This window comes from Shewanella sp. HL-SH8 (assembly GCF_051165765.1).
In the GTDB taxonomy this organism is placed as follows: Bacteria; Pseudomonadota; Gammaproteobacteria; order Enterobacterales; family Shewanellaceae; genus Shewanella; species Shewanella glacialimarina.
The window spans coordinates 2,975,288-2,994,011 of record NZ_CP195039.1 but is presented as its reverse complement, the minus strand read 5'-3'; the positions used below and the strand labels follow the sequence as shown (position 1 = coordinate 2,994,011).

The 18,724-nt window shown below is 40.8% G+C and carries 13 protein-coding genes; 12 read left to right on the top strand and 1 reads right to left on the bottom strand.

Annotation, left to right across the window (positions count from 1 at the left end; translation table 11 throughout):
- Nucleotides 1-66: 66 nt before the first annotated feature.
- On the bottom strand, nt 67-840 hold the full coding sequence (gene cysZ / locus ACRWQN_RS13200) for a sulfate transporter CysZ (RefSeq protein WP_434926493.1): 774 nt from the start codon (nt 838-840) through the stop codon (nt 67-69).
- 171 nt (nt 841-1,011) lie between these two features.
- Here cysZ and smc point away from each other — a divergent pair, with 171 nt between their 5' ends.
- From smc to ACRWQN_RS13140, 12 genes are all read left to right on the top strand, one after another.
- Nucleotides 1,012-4,446 (top strand): chromosome segregation protein SMC, encoded by a 3,435-nt coding sequence (gene smc, locus ACRWQN_RS13195; RefSeq protein WP_434940660.1) that lies wholly within the window; start codon nt 1,012-1,014, stop codon nt 4,444-4,446.
- Between the two features lie 18 nt (nt 4,447-4,464).
- Nucleotides 4,465-5,487: a cell division protein ZipA gene (gene zipA, locus ACRWQN_RS13190; protein WP_434938218.1), complete on the top strand. Its 1,023-nt coding sequence runs from the start codon at nt 4,465-4,467 to the stop codon at nt 5,485-5,487.
- Nucleotides 5,488-5,562: 75 nt separating this feature from the next.
- Entirely contained in the window at nt 5,563-7,569 is a 2,007-nt protein-coding gene (ligA, locus tag ACRWQN_RS13185; protein ID WP_434938216.1) for an NAD-dependent DNA ligase LigA, read from the top strand.
- Between the two features lie 59 nt (nt 7,570-7,628).
- A complete protein-coding gene (locus ACRWQN_RS13180; RefSeq protein WP_434938214.1) occupies nt 7,629-8,132 on the top strand; it encodes a DUF2919 domain-containing protein in 504 nt (167 codons plus the stop codon).
- Nucleotides 8,133-8,224: 92 nt separating this feature from the next.
- Nucleotides 8,225-9,424 carry an HD-GYP domain-containing protein gene (locus ACRWQN_RS13175; protein WP_434938212.1) on the top strand — a complete coding sequence of 400 codons (1,200 nt, stop codon included), beginning with the start codon at nt 8,225-8,227 and terminating at the stop codon, nt 9,422-9,424.
- Between the two features lie 8 nt (nt 9,425-9,432).
- Nucleotides 9,433-10,239, top strand: a complete 807-nt coding sequence (locus ACRWQN_RS13170) for an NAD-dependent epimerase/dehydratase family protein (RefSeq protein ID WP_434938210.1) — start codon at nt 9,433-9,435, stop codon at nt 10,237-10,239.
- A gap of 61 nt (nt 10,240-10,300) precedes the next feature.
- The gene (locus ACRWQN_RS13165; protein WP_226414945.1) at nt 10,301-10,522 is read left to right on the top strand and encodes an RNA-binding S4 domain-containing protein; all 222 of its coding nucleotides are present in this window, start codon (nt 10,301-10,303) and stop codon (nt 10,520-10,522) included.
- 10 nt (nt 10,523-10,532) lie between these two features.
- A complete protein-coding gene (locus ACRWQN_RS13160; RefSeq protein ID WP_434926487.1) occupies nt 10,533-10,919 on the top strand; it encodes a ribonuclease E inhibitor RraB in 387 nt (128 codons plus the stop codon).
- 292 nt (nt 10,920-11,211) lie between these two features.
- On the top strand, nt 11,212-11,973 hold the full coding sequence (locus ACRWQN_RS13155; protein WP_434938208.1) for a TSUP family transporter: 762 nt from the start codon (nt 11,212-11,214) through the stop codon (nt 11,971-11,973).
- A gap of 69 nt (nt 11,974-12,042) precedes the next feature.
- Entirely contained in the window at nt 12,043-13,335 is a 1,293-nt protein-coding gene (sbcD, locus tag ACRWQN_RS13150; RefSeq protein ID WP_434938206.1) for an exonuclease subunit SbcD, read from the top strand.
- Nucleotides 13,335-17,030, top strand: coding sequence for an AAA family ATPase (locus ACRWQN_RS13145; RefSeq protein WP_434938205.1), 3,696 nt, complete (start codon nt 13,335-13,337; stop codon nt 17,028-17,030). The genes sbcD and ACRWQN_RS13145 overlap by 1 nt, the downstream gene beginning before the upstream one ends.
- Nucleotides 17,031-17,321: 291 nt before the next feature.
- Nucleotides 17,322-18,614, top strand: coding sequence for a peptidoglycan DD-metalloendopeptidase family protein (locus tag ACRWQN_RS13140; protein WP_434926483.1), 1,293 nt, complete (start codon nt 17,322-17,324; stop codon nt 18,612-18,614).
- Nucleotides 18,615-18,724 lie beyond the last annotated feature (110 nt).

Genomic DNA, 18,724 nt, shown 5'->3' with positions numbered 1-18,724 from the left:
TGTTTAGCCTGCAACTGTTTAATGAAATCGCTGCATAAAGGGTTTACTGTTTGTAAGCAAGTATGGTTAATCTGCTGCAACTGACGGGTTTTTATAGGCATCACGGTAACGATCAACCCACATTGATGTTGCCCCGCAGATAGCCACTGGCATAACAATAAAGTTCACAATGGGGATCATTGAAAATAGTGTTACAGATGCCCCGAAGCTAAAACTGGTTCCCTTAGTATTTCGTAAAGCAAATTTCATATCATCAAAGGGCACTTTATGGTTATCAAATGGGTAATCACAATATTGTATTGCCATCATCCATGCGGTAAATAAAAACCACAAAATAGGCGCAGCGGTTTGGCCTATAACAGGTACCCAGAATAAGATTAAAAAAATCAGTGCCCGGGGTAAATAGTATTTCAGCTTAATCCATTCGCGGCCCATTATCCGCGGCAAGTCTTTAATTAAATCTACCGCGCCACCGGTATTAAGATTTTTACCGGTTAAATGCTGTTCAACTTTTTCAGCTAGCAAACCATTGAAAGGTGCCGCTAGCCAGTTCATCACCGAGCTGAAAATAAACGACATCACCACTAGCATGGTTAATACGGCTAACGGCCACAGGAAGAAATTTAACCATGAAAGATAGTCCGGTATTTCACCGTTCATCCAGGTAAATAAATCGCCTAATTTTCCCACTGCAAAATACATGACCGCAGCAAATAGCAGTAGATTTATCATTAAGGGGATAAACACGAATGCACGTAATCCGGGTTGCTTAATAAGCGCAAAGCCTTCCAAAAAGTAGTTAACGCCACTTTTACGGTTTGAAGGAGATGTTACTGCCATTGATGGCTCCTCGGCGGGGTGATAAGTATTTCTTAGGGGGGAGTGTGACAATCGATGTGACAGAAAACAAGCGATAAACTGTATCTAAAAGCAAAAAATCGTTACAAAATGCGCCTCAATTGCTACAGTGAGCAGCCTAGAAGCAACGTTAACCAAACTATACCGGCATTAATGCGATTAAAACAAATAAAACTTGCTGGATTTAAGTCGTTTGTAGACCCAACAAAAATCCCCTTTGATCACCCCTTGACCGCCATTATAGGTCCAAACGGCTGCGGAAAATCTAACGTAATTGATGCTGTGCGTTGGGTGCTGGGCGAAAGTAGCGCTAAAAACCTACGCGGCGACTCGATGACAGACGTCATTTTCAATGGTTCCACCTCCAGAAAGCCTATTTCTGTAGCGGGTGTTGAACTGATATTTGAAAATATTCAAGGTCGGCTAGCAGGGCAATATGCTAGCTATCAAGAAATTTCTGTTAAGCGGCAGGTTAACCGTGACAGTGAGTCATTTTACTTTTTAAATGGCCAAAAGTGTCGTCGCAAAGATATTACTGATTTATTTATGGGTACAGGTCTTGGGCCGCGCAGCTATGCCATTATTGAACAAGGCACCATTTCGCGCCTAATAGAGTCTAAGCCACAAGAGTTACGGGTATTTATTGAAGAAGCCGCGGGGATTTCTCGTTATAAAGAGCGCCGCCGTGAAACCGAAAACCGCATTCGCCATACCCGTGAAAATCTTGAACGGTTAAACGATATTCGTCAAGAGTTGGGCAATCAAATTGAACGCTTAGCCCAGCAAGCCCAAGAAGCAAAACAATATCGAGCGTTAAAATCGCAAGAACGTGAGCTGCATACAAATTTATTAGCCGGACGCTACCAAGATTTGTCGAAGCAGTCGGCAGAAATGCACAGCCAGTTAAATGAGCTTGAACGCCAACAAAGTGAATTTGCCGCGAGTCAGCAATCATCTGAAAATTTAGTGCTGCAATTACAACAACAAATTAACGGCTTAACAGATACTGAACAAAAACTTGTTGAACAATATTATCAAGCCGGCAATGAAGTTGCTAAGTTTGAGCAGCAATTGAAACATCAACAACTTCAAGATTCGCAGCGCGAACAAGAACTGTTAGTGATTCAGCAGCGTCTTGATGATGCCGTACTCAAGCAACAACAATATGAGTTAGCGTTAGCTGCAGGATTGAATAAACAGTCAGCGTTAATGCCTGAGCTTGAAGAAGCTAAAATTCAATTCGAGATGTTAGATGAACAAGTTCATCAGGTTGATGAATCTAGCGATGAACTAAGACATCAGTTTAATGATGCTGCAAATACGTTAAACCAGGTTAAAACTGAGCTTGCCGTGTATCAATCACGAAATGAGCACCAGCAACAATTGCTTAATAAGCATGAGCAAACAATTCCTTTATTACAGCAAAAATTGCAACAGTTAACCCATGCAGATATTGAGCAAGATATTCTAGAACAGCAAGCTAAATTAAGCAGTCTAAATGAGCAAGCACTGGCGGAGCAATCGGCTAAGCAACAACTTGATTTAAATTTAGTTGAGGCTGAACAACATCTATTACAGGCACAAAATGGCTATCATCATATAAAAGATTCACTCGCCAGTACCAAGGCGCGGCTGCAATTAATTAATGAGTGGTTAGATAACCAAGTTGGCGATGTCGATGTTCAGCAGTTATGGCAAGTGATCAAGGTTACCCCAGGTTATGAAAAAGCCGTTGACGTATTGCTACAATCTGTTAGCAAGGCTGCAGTGCTAACGACTGAAAATGCGTTTACTCATTCAGATCCTATTAGTAATGGCTTTATGCTTTTAAGTGATACTTTTTCACATATGGCTTTAACCAGCCCAGTTAATCTTGCACCTTGGTTAGAGCAGGTTGTGTTTGCTGAGACACTTGTAGAAGCAAAAGAAAAAATAGCCAGTTTATCAGCCTCATCGGTTGTGGTATCAAAAGAAGGTTATTTAGTTGGTCACGGTTTTGTACTCGCGCAGTCTAGTCATCAATCAGTGATCAGTTTAGTCACCGAGCAACAATGCTTAATTGAAAGCGTGGTAGAGCTTGAAGCTCAAAGTGCTACTGCATTACAGTTACAAACGACTCAAGTTACTCAGTTAGCCCAAGTAAATGTCCTATTAGGGCAATCTCAGCAAATGTTACAACAGCTGTTGGTGGCACAAACCCAAGCACAGTCTAAGTATGAGGGATTAGTTGAACAACAACATAATCGTCAAATTACCCAGCAGCAATTGGTTCAAGAATTACACTTGGCCGAGGGGCTTCAGCAACAACAATTGATTGAAGCTGAAGCTTTATCAATGCAAGTTGAAACTTTAGAGATACAAACTCATCAGTGCCAATTGAGGCTAGAACAAGCACAGCATAGGTTTGAACATACCAACGTACAGTTACGCGACTTGAAAACCCAGCGTGCAGAGCTTGAAAGAAACAAGGCCAATATCAACCAGACCTTGCAACAAATTAATACTCAGGTGGCCGTCAGCCGTCAGCAGTTAACCCAGCAGAGCGAAAAAATAACTGATCTATCAGAGCGTTATGTGAATATTGAACAGCATAGTCAGTTAAAGCAAGCGTCACTTGAACAGGTTGAGCGGGATAATATTAAGCTACAGCTAGAGCAGCAGCTTGATATTCAGCACCGCAATCAGATTAAGCTTAACGATAACCGTCAACAACAAGCTGATTTGCAACAAAGCCTAGATGCATCACTAATGATGCAAAAACAACAGCTTGTCACGCTACAAAGCTTGACTCAAAAAATAAGCGCGTTAAAGTTACGTCGTGAGGGTATAAAAGGCCAAGCGGATGTGCAATTGCAGGTTTTGCAGGAAGAGCATATTAACCTTCAAAACGCGTTAGCCAATATTGATGATGATTTTGATATAAAGGCATGTTCAAAAGCATTAGAAACAGTCCGTGACGAGATTAATGGCTTGGGTGCCATCAATCTCGCGGCTATTGAGGAATATGATACCCAAAGTGAACGTAAACAATATTTAGATAGTCAGGATAGTGATTTAAATCAAGGTCTGATGACATTGGAAGATGCGATTCGTAAAATTGATAAAGAAACGCGAACACGATTTAAAGCTACTTTTGACTCAGTAAACAATGGCTTAATGCAGTTGTTCCCTAAGGTTTTTGGTGGTGGAAAAGCATACCTTGCATTGACCGATGATGACTTACTCGAAACCGGTGTGACCATCATGGCGCAGCCTCCGGGTAAAAAGAATAGTACCATCCACTTACTTAGTGGTGGAGAAAAAGCGTTAACCGCTTTATCATTGGTATTTGCCATATTTAGATTAAACCCAGCACCCTTTTGTATGCTGGATGAAGTAGATGCACCTTTGGACGACGCTAACGTAGAACGATTTTGTCGTTTGCTACAAGAGATGTCGCAAAGTGTGCAATTTGTCTATATCAGCCACAATAAAATAACCATGGAAATGGCTGACCAACTCATTGGTGTCACTATGCATGAACCGGGTGTTTCACGTATAGTCGCGGTAGATATAGAAGCCGCTGTAGCGCTTGCTGACGCAATATAAATAGGAATTAAGTATACAATGGAAGATTTACAGCTAGTGTTGTTAGTTTTAGGTGCAATCGCAATTATTGCGGTTCTTGTGCACGGTTTTTGGTCGATTAGAAAACAGCAACCCAAGTCGATGAAAGAAAGCCCTATGGCAAACTTCTATAAAGAACAAGCCGATCGACGCGATTCAAATGGTTTCGATAATGATGGTATTGGCCCTATAAGGGTGCGCAAATCAACTGAAGTTGAACCTCCTGTGCTTAAATCTGCCTTTAATAAAACCAGCACTATATTTAAAACCGCGCAGGACAAAGATAAACCTGTCGAGATGGGGTTATATAAAGCGGCTGAGAAAGCACAACAACAAACATTAATCAGCCAGCAGTCATCAACTGATAAAAAGCAAGCGCCATTAAACGCGGCTAATGGAGATGTTGAAAGTCGCGATGTTAAAAATAGAAATCTTGAAGAAATAAAGCTGCCGACTTATGCAGAATCTAAAGAACAGTTGTTACAAACTAAACCAGATAAACAACAAGTGTCATTTTCTGAACAGCAAAATATACAAGATAGTCAACCAGTCCAGTCAGCGGTTGCAAAAGTGGCTACTGATGTTGCCGACTCGAAACTAGAGCAGCCACTAGGCGATCCAACAGATGTATTAGTATTGCATGTTGTGTCTAAAGCTGGTGAATTATTGCAAGGTGCTGAGTTATTGCCCGCATTGTTGTCGTTAAATTTCAAGTTTGGTGATATGGAAATTTTTCACCGTCATATTGATAATGCCGGAACAGGCAAGGTGCTGTTTTCGTTAGCTAACATGGTAAAACCCGGGGTGTTTGATCCTGATAATATGGAACAATTTGTTACCGAAGGTGTGGTGTTGTTTATGACATTACCTTGCTATGGCGACCCTAAAATGAACTTCACCATTATGCTTAATTCCGCCATGCAATTGGTCGAAGACTTAGACGCTGAACTGTTAGATGGTAAGCGTCAGCCTTGGAATGATGCTGCCAAAGAAGATTATAAGCGCCGGATCGCAACCGCTTAATATCGAATATTTGTTGTTTATTAGTATTACAAGGCCGCTAATGCGGCCTTATTTATTGTATTACGGATTAATATCATGCAAGAAATTCAAACTGAAATCGCTCAATTATCTCAAGCTTTAAATCAACATAATATCAATTACTATGTAGATGACGCACCTACTATTCCTGATGCTGAATACGACCGCTTAATGCAGCGTTTAATTCAACTTGAGCGAGACTTCCCACAGTTTAAATCTTCTGAATCACCCAGCCAGCGAGTGGGTGGTTTAGCGTTAGCAAAGTTTGATCAGATCACCCATTTAAAACCTATGCTAAGTTTAGATAATGCGTTTGAGCAAGCCGACTTTGAAGCATTTAACAAGCGTATTACAGATAAGGTCGGGCAGCTAGAGTATGTGTGTGAGCCCAAATTAGATGGTTTAGCGGTATCAATTACTTATCGTTATGGCGTACTTGAACGTGCAGCAACCCGCGGTGATGGCGCTGTTGGTGAAGATATTACTGACAACGTGCGCACCATTAAGTCAATCCCATTAAAACTGCGGGGTGAAGGTTACCCTGAATTAGTTGAGGTGCGCGGTGAAGTGTTTATGCCCAAAGCCGCCTTTGATGCTTTAAACCAACGTCAAATGGCGAAAGATGAAAAAGCTTTTGTTAATCCCCGCAATGCCGCCGCCGGCAGTTTACGCCAGCTTGATAGTAAAATTACTGCTTCACGGGCGCTGGGGTTTTATGCTTACGCTTTGGGTGTGGTTGAGGATGAATCACTTCCTATGGCACAAAGTCATTTTGGTCAGTTAATGCAACTTAAAGTTTGGGGCTTGCCTGTTAGTGCTGAAGTAAAAGTGTGTGATGATTTAGATAAAGTTTATGCCTATTACCAGGATATTTTAACCCGCAGAAGCGCACTTGCCTATGAAATCGATGGGGTGGTGATTAAAGTTAATGCTATTCAGCAACAGCTTGATTTAGGTTTTGTGGCTAAAGCGCCTCGTTGGGCAATCGCCTATAAATTTCCTGCTCAGGAAGAAATGACAGTATTAGAGGCAGTTGATTTTCAGGTGGGCCGTACTGGTGCAATTACTCCTGTTGCTCGATTACAGCCTGTTTTTGTTGGTGGTGTTACTGTGTCTAATGCCACATTACATAATGCCGATGAAATCGCCCGTCTTGGGGTGAAAATTGGCGATACTGTGATTATTAGACGTGCCGGAGATGTAATCCCTAAAGTCGTCGCTGTGGTGTTAGAACAGCGTGCCGACAGTGCCACGGATATTGTTTTCCCGCTATGCTGCCCAATTTGTCAAAGCGATGTTGAACGTATTGATGGTGAGGCTGTTACTCGTTGTACTGGTGGATTATTTTGTGAAGCACAGCGCAAAGAAGCGATTAAGCATTTCGCCTCCCGTAAAGCATTAAATATTGATGGTATGGGCGATAAAATTGTCGAGCAGCTGATTGATAAAGAACTGGTAAAAAGCCCCGCGGACTTATTTGGTTTATCTGCGTCAGCGATAACTATGCTTGATCGTATGGCAATGAAATCAGCAACAAAATTAGTTGCAGCAATTAAAGATGCCAAATCAACTACCTTAGCGCGTTTTTTATATAGCCTAGGTATTCGTGAAGTTGGCGAGGCCACCGCAGCAAACCTAGCGGCACATTTTAAAACTATTGAGGCAATTCGTATTGCTTCAATTGAACAGCTATTAGACGTTGATGATGTTGGCCAAATTGTTGCTCAACATATCAGCCATTTCTTTGCCCAGGAGCATAATTTAGAGGTGGTGAATAAATTGCTCGAAAGCGGTATTAACTGGCCATCTATCGAGCAAACAGATGAAAGTGGTTTAAGTTTAAAAGGTCAAACCTGGGTATTAACAGGTACCTTAACTCAATTGAATCGCAATGATGCTAAGGCACAACTTCAGGCGTTAGGCGCCAAAGTCGCAGGTAGTGTGTCAAAAAATACCGATTGTCTAGTCGCAGGAGAGGCCGCAGGCTCTAAACTCGCTAAAGCACAGGAGTTAGGTGTAAAAGTGATTGATGAAGATGGTTTAATCGCTATTTTACAGGCGTAATATGAGTAATATAGCTAACAATTCTATTTATAATTTTGTTAAAAAGGTCATTGTGTAGCATGGATTTTAGCAACATTACCTGGCTTGATGATAAAGGCCATATAAAGCCACCTTACTTTTTGTATATAATTTTGGTGTTTTTAGCCCGTGGTTGGTGTGTTTTTATTGCCTCTTTGACCCAGTTTAATGATCAGTCTGGGCTAGTTAGATTATTTTACCCGCACAAACAAGATTTTATTTTGGCATTATTTGCTGGGTTAGGCGCGGTATTTTTGTACGGACTGATTATTGCTGAGCGTAAAAGGCAATGGCACTGGTTCATACCCTGGTTTAAGCGTGGAAAAACCATACTGTGGTTGTTATTGATGCTTGATGCAGGCATGTTGATACAACGTTTAATACATGCTGATTTTTTATTTAGTTTGACCTATGCGCTGGATGCTTTATTTCTATTTTGGACCAGTATTTACCTGTTCAAGTCTAAGCGTTTACATCATTACTTTAATGATTGGCACATCATTGATGAACAAGACGATGAACAAGATGATAAAAAAGCAACTTAATTTCAACATTTATTCTATAGTGTAAGTACTCGATATCTATTTTGAACCATGGCTCCGACCACAATAACAATTCAGTATGGAAGACATATTCATTGGCTAAACAAGAATCTATCCAAATACCACTTTCTGAGCTTATATTGGGGCTGACGATAAAGCTGCCTTTGCCGTGGACAAAAAACCCTTTTTTTATTAATAAAATTAAGCTTGAGCAACAGGCTCAAATTGAAATTATTAAAGGACTGGATATTGATTTTGTATTCGTCCTGGCTGGCCATGATTTGCTGCCTACTGTTAGCGAAGTTGGGGAAGTTGAAGAAGAAACTGAAGAAGAAATTGTTGAGACTGATTATAAAGCGCTAGCCAAAAAATCGATGCGTATCGGGCAGAAACGATTTATTAAAGCGATTAATGATAGCCATAATATGTTTGGTCAAGTGGTTAGTGATCCTGAAGGCATGTACCGTGAATCAGCCACATTAGTTGAAGAGTTATTAGAACACTTACTCGAAAGTGAAACAGTATATTTATCCCTAGTTGATCACGGTAAAAAAGAGACCAGCCTGACTTCACATGGTGTTTCAATTGCTGTACTTTCAATGGCCATTGCACACTTAAATAATATGGATAAATCAAAATTAAGGGATATTGCTTTAGGCAGTGTGTTACACGATATAGGTAAGCTTAAAGTACCTGATGCTATTCGGCGCAAGCATGGTGAATTAACTCCACACGAAGTTAATTTTATGAAAATGCACCCCAATTTAGGTTATGATCTGGTTAATCGCTGTGGGCTGTTTCCTGAAGCGGTAGTGGATATTATTTTACATCATCACGAATTTATAGATGGGTCAGGTTATCCTGACCATCTTACTGAAAAAAACATTGCCGAAACCACCCAAATTGTGGCTTTAGCCAATGATTATCAAAAGCTGATGCATCAGTACCATTCGCCTCAATTGGCGTTAGGTATATTGTTTAAACAACGGACCGGTCAGCATTCAGCGCATTTAGTGTCACTATTAGTCAAAGTGTTGGGTATTTACCCTCCAGGAACATTAGTTAAATTGTCTGATGATCAAGTCGCAAAAGTGATGATGACTACCCGTGAAGTTAAAAAGCCCCATGTTTGGTCGTGTAATATCAGTGGTGGTCATCCCAGCCTTCGTTTTTTAATTGACGGTGAAGTGGAAATTGTTGAGGTGGTCAAAAAAGACAGTTTGAGTGATGGCGCGATAAAAACCTTGCAAGCAGATAATCTTATCAACTTCTATTTTAATCATTTTTCCTACTAAGGTATTTTATGGCATCTGTTACCATCATTGGTTGTGGTTGGTTTGGTTTTCCATTGGCTCAATCACTCATTAAGCAAGGGCACCATGTTAAATCTAATAAACGCAAACAAGCAGATTTAATCGCCTTATCACAAGCTGGCATCACAGCATATCAATTAGATCTTAGTACTGAAATCGATGTGGCTTCCGCTACCGAGTTACTTGATAGTGACATGCTTGTGGTTAATATACCGCCGGGTCTTAGACGTGGTGAAACAGACTATATGGCAAATCTTAATTCGCTAAAAACAGTCATTGGGGATAAACAATACCAACGAGTCATTTTTATCAGTACATCAGGTGTTTATCCTAGTGAAGATAAGATTATGACGGAACAAGACGCCACATCATATAGTCCAGTCAGTGACATTTTGTCACAAGCAGAATCACTTTTTTCTTGTATGGGCAATGCTTGTATCGTCAGATTTTCAGGGCTTGTCGGGCCTAAACGACATCCTGGACGCTTTTTGGCTGGCAAAGAAAATGTTAGTGGCGGTAATGTAGCGGTTAATCTGGTTCATCTTGATGATTGTGTCGCGGCAATAAGCCTTATTCTAAGTTCATCTACAGTAGGTGCTGTTTATAATCTTTGTGCGCCAGACCATCCAACAAAGCAAACTTTTTATAGCCAGGCTGCTATCCATGCTGGAATGAGTGCACCGACTTTTAATCAACAAATTTCGCCAAGTAAAGTTATTGATGGCAATCTTATATGCCAACAGCTGGGCTTTATCTATCAGCAACCTCATCTGTTAAAAATGCTTGATGCTTGCTAAGCTGCCATAGGGTATAATTTTCGTTTGATCTTATGAATTAGTTAATCAAGGTGAAATCCCCATGGTAGATTTTCCATTATTACCCGGCGATGAATTCGTTGAACTTTATAAAGTGCTAAAAGTACAAGGTTTAGTGAACGGCGGTGGTGAGGCAAAACATGTTATCACTGAAGGTCAAGTTACCGTTAATGGTGATGTTGACACCCGCAAACGTAAAAAGTGTGTCGTTGATGATGTAATTTCATTCAACGGTCAAATGATTAAAATAGTGCCAACAGTTTAAGGAATATCCCATGCAATTCCCTGATGATGATAACGGACAAATGTTGGCTGCAATGGCTGAGTCTGGTATTGATTTAACCCTTGAATTAGAAGTCGATTTTTTCCTTGTTTTTGATGATAAGCGCGATGCTGAATCAGCACTTGAAGTGTTAAGCAAACAAGATGAAGAAGGTGAGTTAGAACTCAACTTTGATGAAGATAGCAGTAAATGGGAAGTCATTGTTTGTACCAATATGGTGCCAGATTATGATGCATTAGTGGCTAAAGAAATCCAATTAAACGACTTTGCTAAAGAGTTTGATGGTGTTTCCGATGGTTGGGGCGTGATGCAGCATCAAGAAGGTGACGGTGATTTTGCCGATGACGATCATGTACATGATGAACATTGTCGTCACTAAGGGTACAGCCATACTCGTTTCTATAAGTATGGGTTAGTCTAGATATGACTAACAACTAGAAACCACCTTTAATAGGTGGTTTTTTTATGTCATATAAAATGACAAGGTTAAATTAATCAATATTAGTGCAATAAGCCTATAAACGATATGAACAGCATTCGATTAAAATGGTGTTTGTTTAATCGCAAATAAGCCTCTTTATTAAGGTTACAGTATTTTCTAGCTTTGATACTTTGTAATTCTGTTTTAAAGCAGGTTTAATACCTCTCTTTGCCTGTCCTGGTTGCGATCCATGTTTGAACTCACTTTACAAATTGGCCTAATTTTATTTGCCGTTGCGCTACTTGCTGGTTTTATTGATTCTATCGCCGGAGGTGGAGGCTTAATTACTATTCCTGCATTGATGTGGGCGGGTTTACCGCCCGCGGCGGCATTGGGTACCAATAAGCTACAAGCTTGTGGTGGTAGCTTTTTTGCGAGTTTATATTTTATTCGCAAAGGCATGGTTGACCTTAAAGCCATTAAACTCTCATTAATATGTGCTTTTTTAGGTGCCGCAGTAGGTACTATTTTAGTTCAAATGATTGATGTTGAGGTGTTACAACTGGTATTGCCATTCTTAATTTTAGCCATTGGCTGTTATTTTCTATTTTCTAAAAAAATTGCAGAAGATGATCGTCACCAAGTCCTCACCCCGACCGTATTTGCCTTTACCGCTGCACTGAGTGTCGGTTTTTACGATGGTTTCTTTGGCCCAGGTACCGGAAGCTTTTTTGCACTCGCTTTTGTGTCATTAATGGGCTTTGGTTTAGCTAAAGCCACTGCGCATGCGAAAGTACTGAATTTTTCAACCAATATAGCGTCGTTAATATTCTTTGTAATTGGTGGCCATGTCGTTGTGGTGCTTGGGCTTATTATGTTAGTTGGCCAGGCTATAGGCGCCACCTTCGGTTCACGGCTAGTGATGACCAAAGGCGTGAAAATCATCAAACCCTTGGTGGTGGTCATGTCTTTTGCTATGAGTATAAAACTCTTGTGGTCACAATATATGTAACGTCGAACATCCGCACCCAGTATTTATTTCAGTGGGTCGTATTGAAAACGAATTAGAGTAAAGGTCATTATGCGCATTATTCATACTTCAGATTGGCATTTAGGTCAGCATTTTTTTGGAAAAAACCGCGCCGCAGAACATCAAGCTTTTATGGCTTGGTTACTGCTACAAATTGAGCAACATCAGGTTGATGCCTTAATTATTGCCGGCGATATTTTTGATACCGGCACGCCGCCAAGTTATGCCAGAACCCTTTACAATCAATTTATTGTACAAATGCAGCAATCTGGTTGCCAGTTGATTATTTTAGGTGGCAACCATGATTCAGTGTCCATGCTGGGCGAGTCTAAAGAACTACTTGCTTGCCTAAATACCCTAGTGATCCCTGGCGCATTATCCTCACCTGAAGAGCATGTTTTTGTGATTAACAACCGCCAAGGTCTGCCGGGAGCCATTATGTGTGGTCTTCCTTTTTTGCGTCCCAGAGAGTTAATTCAAAGCCAAGTAGATGAAAGTGCAAAAGACAAGCAATTAAAGCTTGGCAATGCCATCGCCCAATATTATCAAGCAAGCTTTGAACAAGCACAGAACCTACAAGCGCAGCATAAAAATGTTACAAATGAAGATTTACCGATCATCGCCACAGGGCATCTAACGACTGTTGGCGCCAGTACGTCTGAATCAGTGCGGGAGATTTATATTGGCAGTTTAGAAGCTTTTAATGCCAATTTATTTCCACCTGCGGACTATATCGCTTTAGGGCATATTCATCGGCCTCAAAAAGTTGCTAAAACTGAGCATATTCGTTATTCAGGCTCGCCATTAGCATTAAGTTTTGATGAGTTATCAAAAGATAACCAGTCTAATAAAAGTGTGTTTTTAGTGCAGTGGCAGGCTGGAGGCCCTATGCAGGTTGAGGCACTTAATATTCCTATGTTCCAACCTATGCAGTTTATTCGTGGCAACCTTGCTCAAATTCAGCAACAAATAGCATTATTTGCTGACAGTAATGACGATAACGTGTCTAGCGCTGCTGATGTTTCTGGCTCATTCAAACAAACTTGGCTAAGTATCGAGGTCACTGAACAAAATTATTTATCTGACTTACAGTCAAGAATTGTCGAAATGACTCAACATAAAGCTGTCGAAGTACTGCAACTTAAACGTGCTCGTGCTAACCGTAAAGCGGCAATGCAAATTAATCAAAATGAAACCCTGTCAGAATTATCAGTAAAAGAGGTTTTTCAGCGCCGACTTATGCAAGAACAATTTGATGATGAAGCATTTAAACAGCGAATAATGACCAAGTTTGACCAATTACAGCAAGAAGTTGAATTGGCGCAGCACGCGGAGAATAAATAATGAAAATACTGTCTCTGCGATTTAAAAATATCAATTCACTTAAAGATGAGTGGAAAATTGATTTTACCGCCAGCCCATTTGCTGAAAACGGTCTGTTTGCCATTATCGGCCCAACGGGATCGGGTAAAACGACTATTTTAGATGCGATTTGTTTAGCGCTTTACCACAGAACACCGCGCTTAGCTGTGATATCAAAGTCAACTAACGAGCTAATGACCCGTGGCACCAGTGAGTGTTTAGCTGAGGTTGAATTTGAAGTAAAAGGGGTCGGTTATCGGGCATTTTGGAGCCAGCGTCGTGCCAGAGATAATGCCGATGGTAACCTACAGGATGCGCAAGTTGAGTTAGCACAAATGGCCGACGGTAAAATTATAGCCAGCCAAATAAAATTAAAATCTGATGCCATGGAAAAAATAACCGGGTTAGATTTCGCGCGTTTCACTAAGTCCATGATGTTATCTCAGGGCGAGTTTGCGGCATTTCTGAATGCCGATGCTAATGTCAGAGCAGAGTTACTTGAAGAATTAACCGGCACGGAAATTTATGGTTTGATATCTGAGCGAGTGCACCAGGAATTTAGCCAATCTAAGCAGCAATTACAGTTACTCGAAAGCCAAATTAACCATGTTCAGGTATTAAGTACCGATCAAGTGTTAGAAAATAAAGCGTTGCAGCAAACGTTAACCCGCGAATTGGAAACATTACATCAACAGATCGAACATAAAAATGTGTTCTTGCAGTGGCACAAGCAACTGACTCAATCCACTCAACACCATTTAGCTTGCCAAAAAGCGTTTGAACAGGCAAAAGTAGCTATTGATGAGCAACAAAGTGCATTGCAAAGGTTAGCGGATAGTGAGCCAGCGCAGCAGCTTAAACCGATATTTGAACAGCAAGCTTATTTAGCCAAAAAGCTGGTTGATTTAACCATGCAAATCGAACGCATTGGTCAGCAGTTACAACAATCAAGCATTAAGGTAGGCCAAAATGAACAGGCTTATATTGCTCAGCAACTCACAGTCGATGCGGCTAAAACCTTACATAAACAATTATTACTATTAATTGATCAGCAAATTATACCCTTAGATCATGATATTAAAGTGTTAAAGCAGCAGGTTGAGCGTGAGCAGCAAACTCTTGCCAAACAACAGCAAGACCACCAAGCTGTTAGTAAACGCCTTATCGATAGCCAAAACGCCATCGCGAATATCAACCAAAACCAGCATCATTTAACTGATTTGGTGAGCCAGTTTCCCTTGGGGCAGGTTATTGGCCAACATATTGCTTCTTGGAAAACTCAGTATCAGCAATGGTTGTCTCTGGCTAAAAACCAACGGGAGTATCGCGCCGAGATTGATGTTCATACGCGCACATCGGCAATGCAGCAACAGCTAATTGATAGGGTACAAAAAAGTATTACTGCCAATAGCGAGCAAGTAGTGCTTTTGAGTAGCGAACAACAAAACCTAAAAGCCAATATAAGCCAATTGTTAGCGGGTAAAACCGAAGGCGACTTACAAAATGAACATCAACAGATACTAGAACAGCAAGGTTTTCGAGAGAAATTGACACAACTTGCACAGGATTACACTCTCGGGCGTCAAGTTTTAGCTGATGGGCAACAGGCTATTCATCTGCGCCAACAGGAAATGGTTGATAAAGATAAGACGCTTACCCAAACAAGGGGGCTGTGGAGCGATAAAAATCTGCAATTAAAAGATGTACAGCAACTACTCAAGCAAGAACAGCGCATTGCTGATTTAACCAGCGAGCGAGCAAAACTGATTGAGGGTGAGCCATGTGCATTATGTGGTTCAACCGAGCACCCTTTAGTTTCTTCATATGAAGAATTGGACTTGTCGCACACCGAGCGTCGAGAAGCCGTGTTACTCGATGAACTGGAACAATTGAAAAAACAAGGTGAGCAGCAAAAGCAAGCGCTTGCTGAGTTGACTTATATTCAACAAAACCAACAAACCGCTATCCAAGAGTGGCAAGGAAAACAGCTGCAATACCAGCATCAAGCAATAGATTGCTGTCAGGCTTTGGGCGTGAGCTTTGATTTGAATGATGTGCAAAGTCAGCAAGCTATTGCTGATTATAATACCCAAATAGATGCGTATAAAAAGCAGTTGTCAGATGTATTGTTGCAGCTTAAAGCCCTTAATGAATCAGCAAGCCAATTGGGTGAGCAGATGATTCAATTGGAACAGCGACAAAATGCTGAAAATAGCCAGTTGCAGTTGGCACAACTTGAGCTTAAAACGGCTCAGCTGCAAATCGATAAGCACACCCATCAAATTAACGAAATTGAGTCAAGTTTAAGTGAGATTAAACAGCAGTTAACCCAACACATCAACGAGTGTGATCTAACATTACCCGATTGGGCTGAGGCCGCTTCATGGTTACACTCACTTGAGGCCGATATTCAACAATGGCTAGATGCTCGTCAAACGCAGGATAATAATCGTCAGCAATTGGCCTTGCTGGAGCAGGAATCACAGCAATATCAGCATCAAGCAATGCAAATCGCCGAACAAATTGAGCTGGCTCAAGTAGTATTAGTTCAAACCCAAGAGGATTTACAGTTAAAGCAGCAGCAAAGAGCTGATTTATTTGCCGATAAGCAAGTCGATGAGGTCAAGCATCAAAGTGAACATGATCTGATGCTGGAAGAAAGCGGTTTGCAGGAAAAATTCACTCAACTGCAAGATAGTAAAACTCACATTCAAGCCCTAGCCACCCAAAAACAGGGATTAACTCGTCAGCTTGAGTCAGAGAATCAAGACCATCAACAGGTTGCTGAGCGTTGGCATCTGGCATTAACAGCCAGTCCATTTGAAAATGCAGCGGCATATCTCCAAGCATTGCTGGCGCCAGATGAACATCAAAGATTAACAGTATTGAAGCGCCAGCTTGATAATCAATTACAAGAGTCGCAGGTGTTATTCACTCAAGCTGCTAAAAATAACAATGAACTACAACAGCAAGGCGTGTTGCATGCTTTTGATGTGTTGCAAATAGATGAGGTCACGTTAGAGCAGCAAATACTGCTTGAACGCCAGCATCTTCAGCAACAAACATTATGGCAGTGCCAGCATGCCTTAAAACAAGATCTAGAGTTAAAAGATCAACAACAAACTTTAATTGAACAGTTGACGCTGGCAAAGCAAGACTATGATGACATTGCCTATTTACATTCATTAATTGGTTCACAAAAGGGCGATAAATTCCGCCGTTTTGCGCAAGGTTTAACGCTCGACCATTTGGTCGCCTTGGCTAATAAACAGTTAGATAGATTGCATGGTCGCTATCAACTTGAGCGCAAAGATAGCGAAGCACTAGAACTGCAGGTACTGGATACATGGCAAGGTGATGCAATTAGAGATACGCGAACTTTATCTGGGGGCGAAAGTTTTTTAGTCAGTTTAGCATTAGCACTGGCCTTGTCCGATTTGGTCAGCCATAAAACCAGCATTGATTCATTATTTCTTGATGAAGGCTTTGGCACGTTAGACAGTCAAACATTAGATACAGCGTTAGATGCGTTAGATAATCTTAATGCATCAGGTAAAATGATCGGTGTGATCAGCCATATAGAAGCCATGAAAGAGCGCATAGCTGTACAAATTAAAGTCAACAAAATGAATGGACTTGGTGTAAGTAAACTACAAAGCCAGTTTGCAATAGCTTGAAACAATTCAGGGCTTGATCTGGCTCAAGCTACTGCAGAGAGTGGAATCTAGCGCAAAAAATATATGAAAACTCATCAATATATATTTGTAATATGACAAATATTTGATATAACAGTGCACACGAAAATTTATTCTTGCTTGAAAATGCATCACTTGATGCAAGCAAGTGACAAATGTTTAAAGCATTAGTCTCGGCTTAACATATTGATAACGCGCGATTAAAGTTTACGATAAAAGTAAAAATATTAATAACGACAAATAATAACTAAAAACTTTTAGGTGGATTAAAGATTGCTAACGAGTAAAATTATGGGCTTCGAAAAGCCATCAGCAAGTTTATCAAACTTGCCAAACTTGCATAAGAAAGTGTTATTGGCGAGTGTTTTTATGGTTGGTGCGGCTTTATTATGGCCAACACAGCAAGAATTTTCATCGCAGCGAATTCCTGTCACATTAGACCTAGATGCACTTATTCCCCATATTAACCAGCCTATTAAAGCCGGTCAGGTTTTTGAAGAACCGACTCCAATACTTGAACATGTGATCACTAATGGTGACACTTTGAGTAAATTGTTTGAAATGGCCGGTATCGACCAAAAAACCATGTATAAAGTACTAGAGGCTGATTTAGACGTACTGGCTTTAGATACGTTAATGCCAGGTAACCGTATTCAATTTTGGGATGATAACCAAGGTAATTTGGCCAAAATGGAGTTGTACTTTAACCCAGCCCACCAAGTGGTATTCACCCGTTATGATGACGGTACCTATGAAGTCAAAGACATTAATCTTGAAGGGATTTGGCAAAATAGAATTGTCGGTGGCGAAATTAACGGCTCGTTTTATGTGTCAGCCAAAGCCGCTGGTTTAAGTGCTGCTGAAATTGCCAAGGTTGAGAGTTTATTAACAAGTAAATTAAACTTTTCGCGTGAATTACGTGCAGGAGATAGATTTTCAGTATTAATGAATGATCAATTTATTGCGGGTGAAACCACTGGTAATAGTAATTTAGAAGGGATACAAATTCACACCGGTCGCCGTGATATTACCGCATTTCAACATTTAGACGGCAATTATTACGATGAAAAAGGCCAAAGTTTAGCGCCAGCTTTTCAGCGTGTTCCCCTGAGTAAAAACTATCGCATGACTTCGCGCTTCAACCCTAATCGTAAACATCCTATTACTGGTCGAGTACGTCCACATAACGGTACCGATTATGCGACTCCAGTGGGTACACCAGTGCTTGCACCCGGTGACGGTGTAGTAAGCCTAGTGACTAATCATGCGTTTGCAGGCAAATACATAGTAATAGAGCATGATAATAAAGTGCGTACTCGATATTTACACTTATCTGCTTTTAAGGTCAAAAAAGGTCAACGTGTTAAGCGAGGTCAAGTTATTGCTTTGTCGGGTAATACAGGCGCGTCTACTGGACCACATTTACACTATGAATTTCATGTCAAAGGTCGCCCAATTGACTCGATGAAAGCTAATATTGCCGAAGCGAAAGTATTACCAAAGAAAGATTTATCTGAGTTCCAGTCAATCGTTCGCAGTCGAAAGATGATGATGGAATTGGGTTAACTCAGTTAATATCAATGCCCGCTTTACACAAATTAACACTGCAGCCTAATGGCTGCAGTTTTGTTTTGGGCTGTCATTAGTTGCATTCTCGAACTCAACAAAGTCACTGA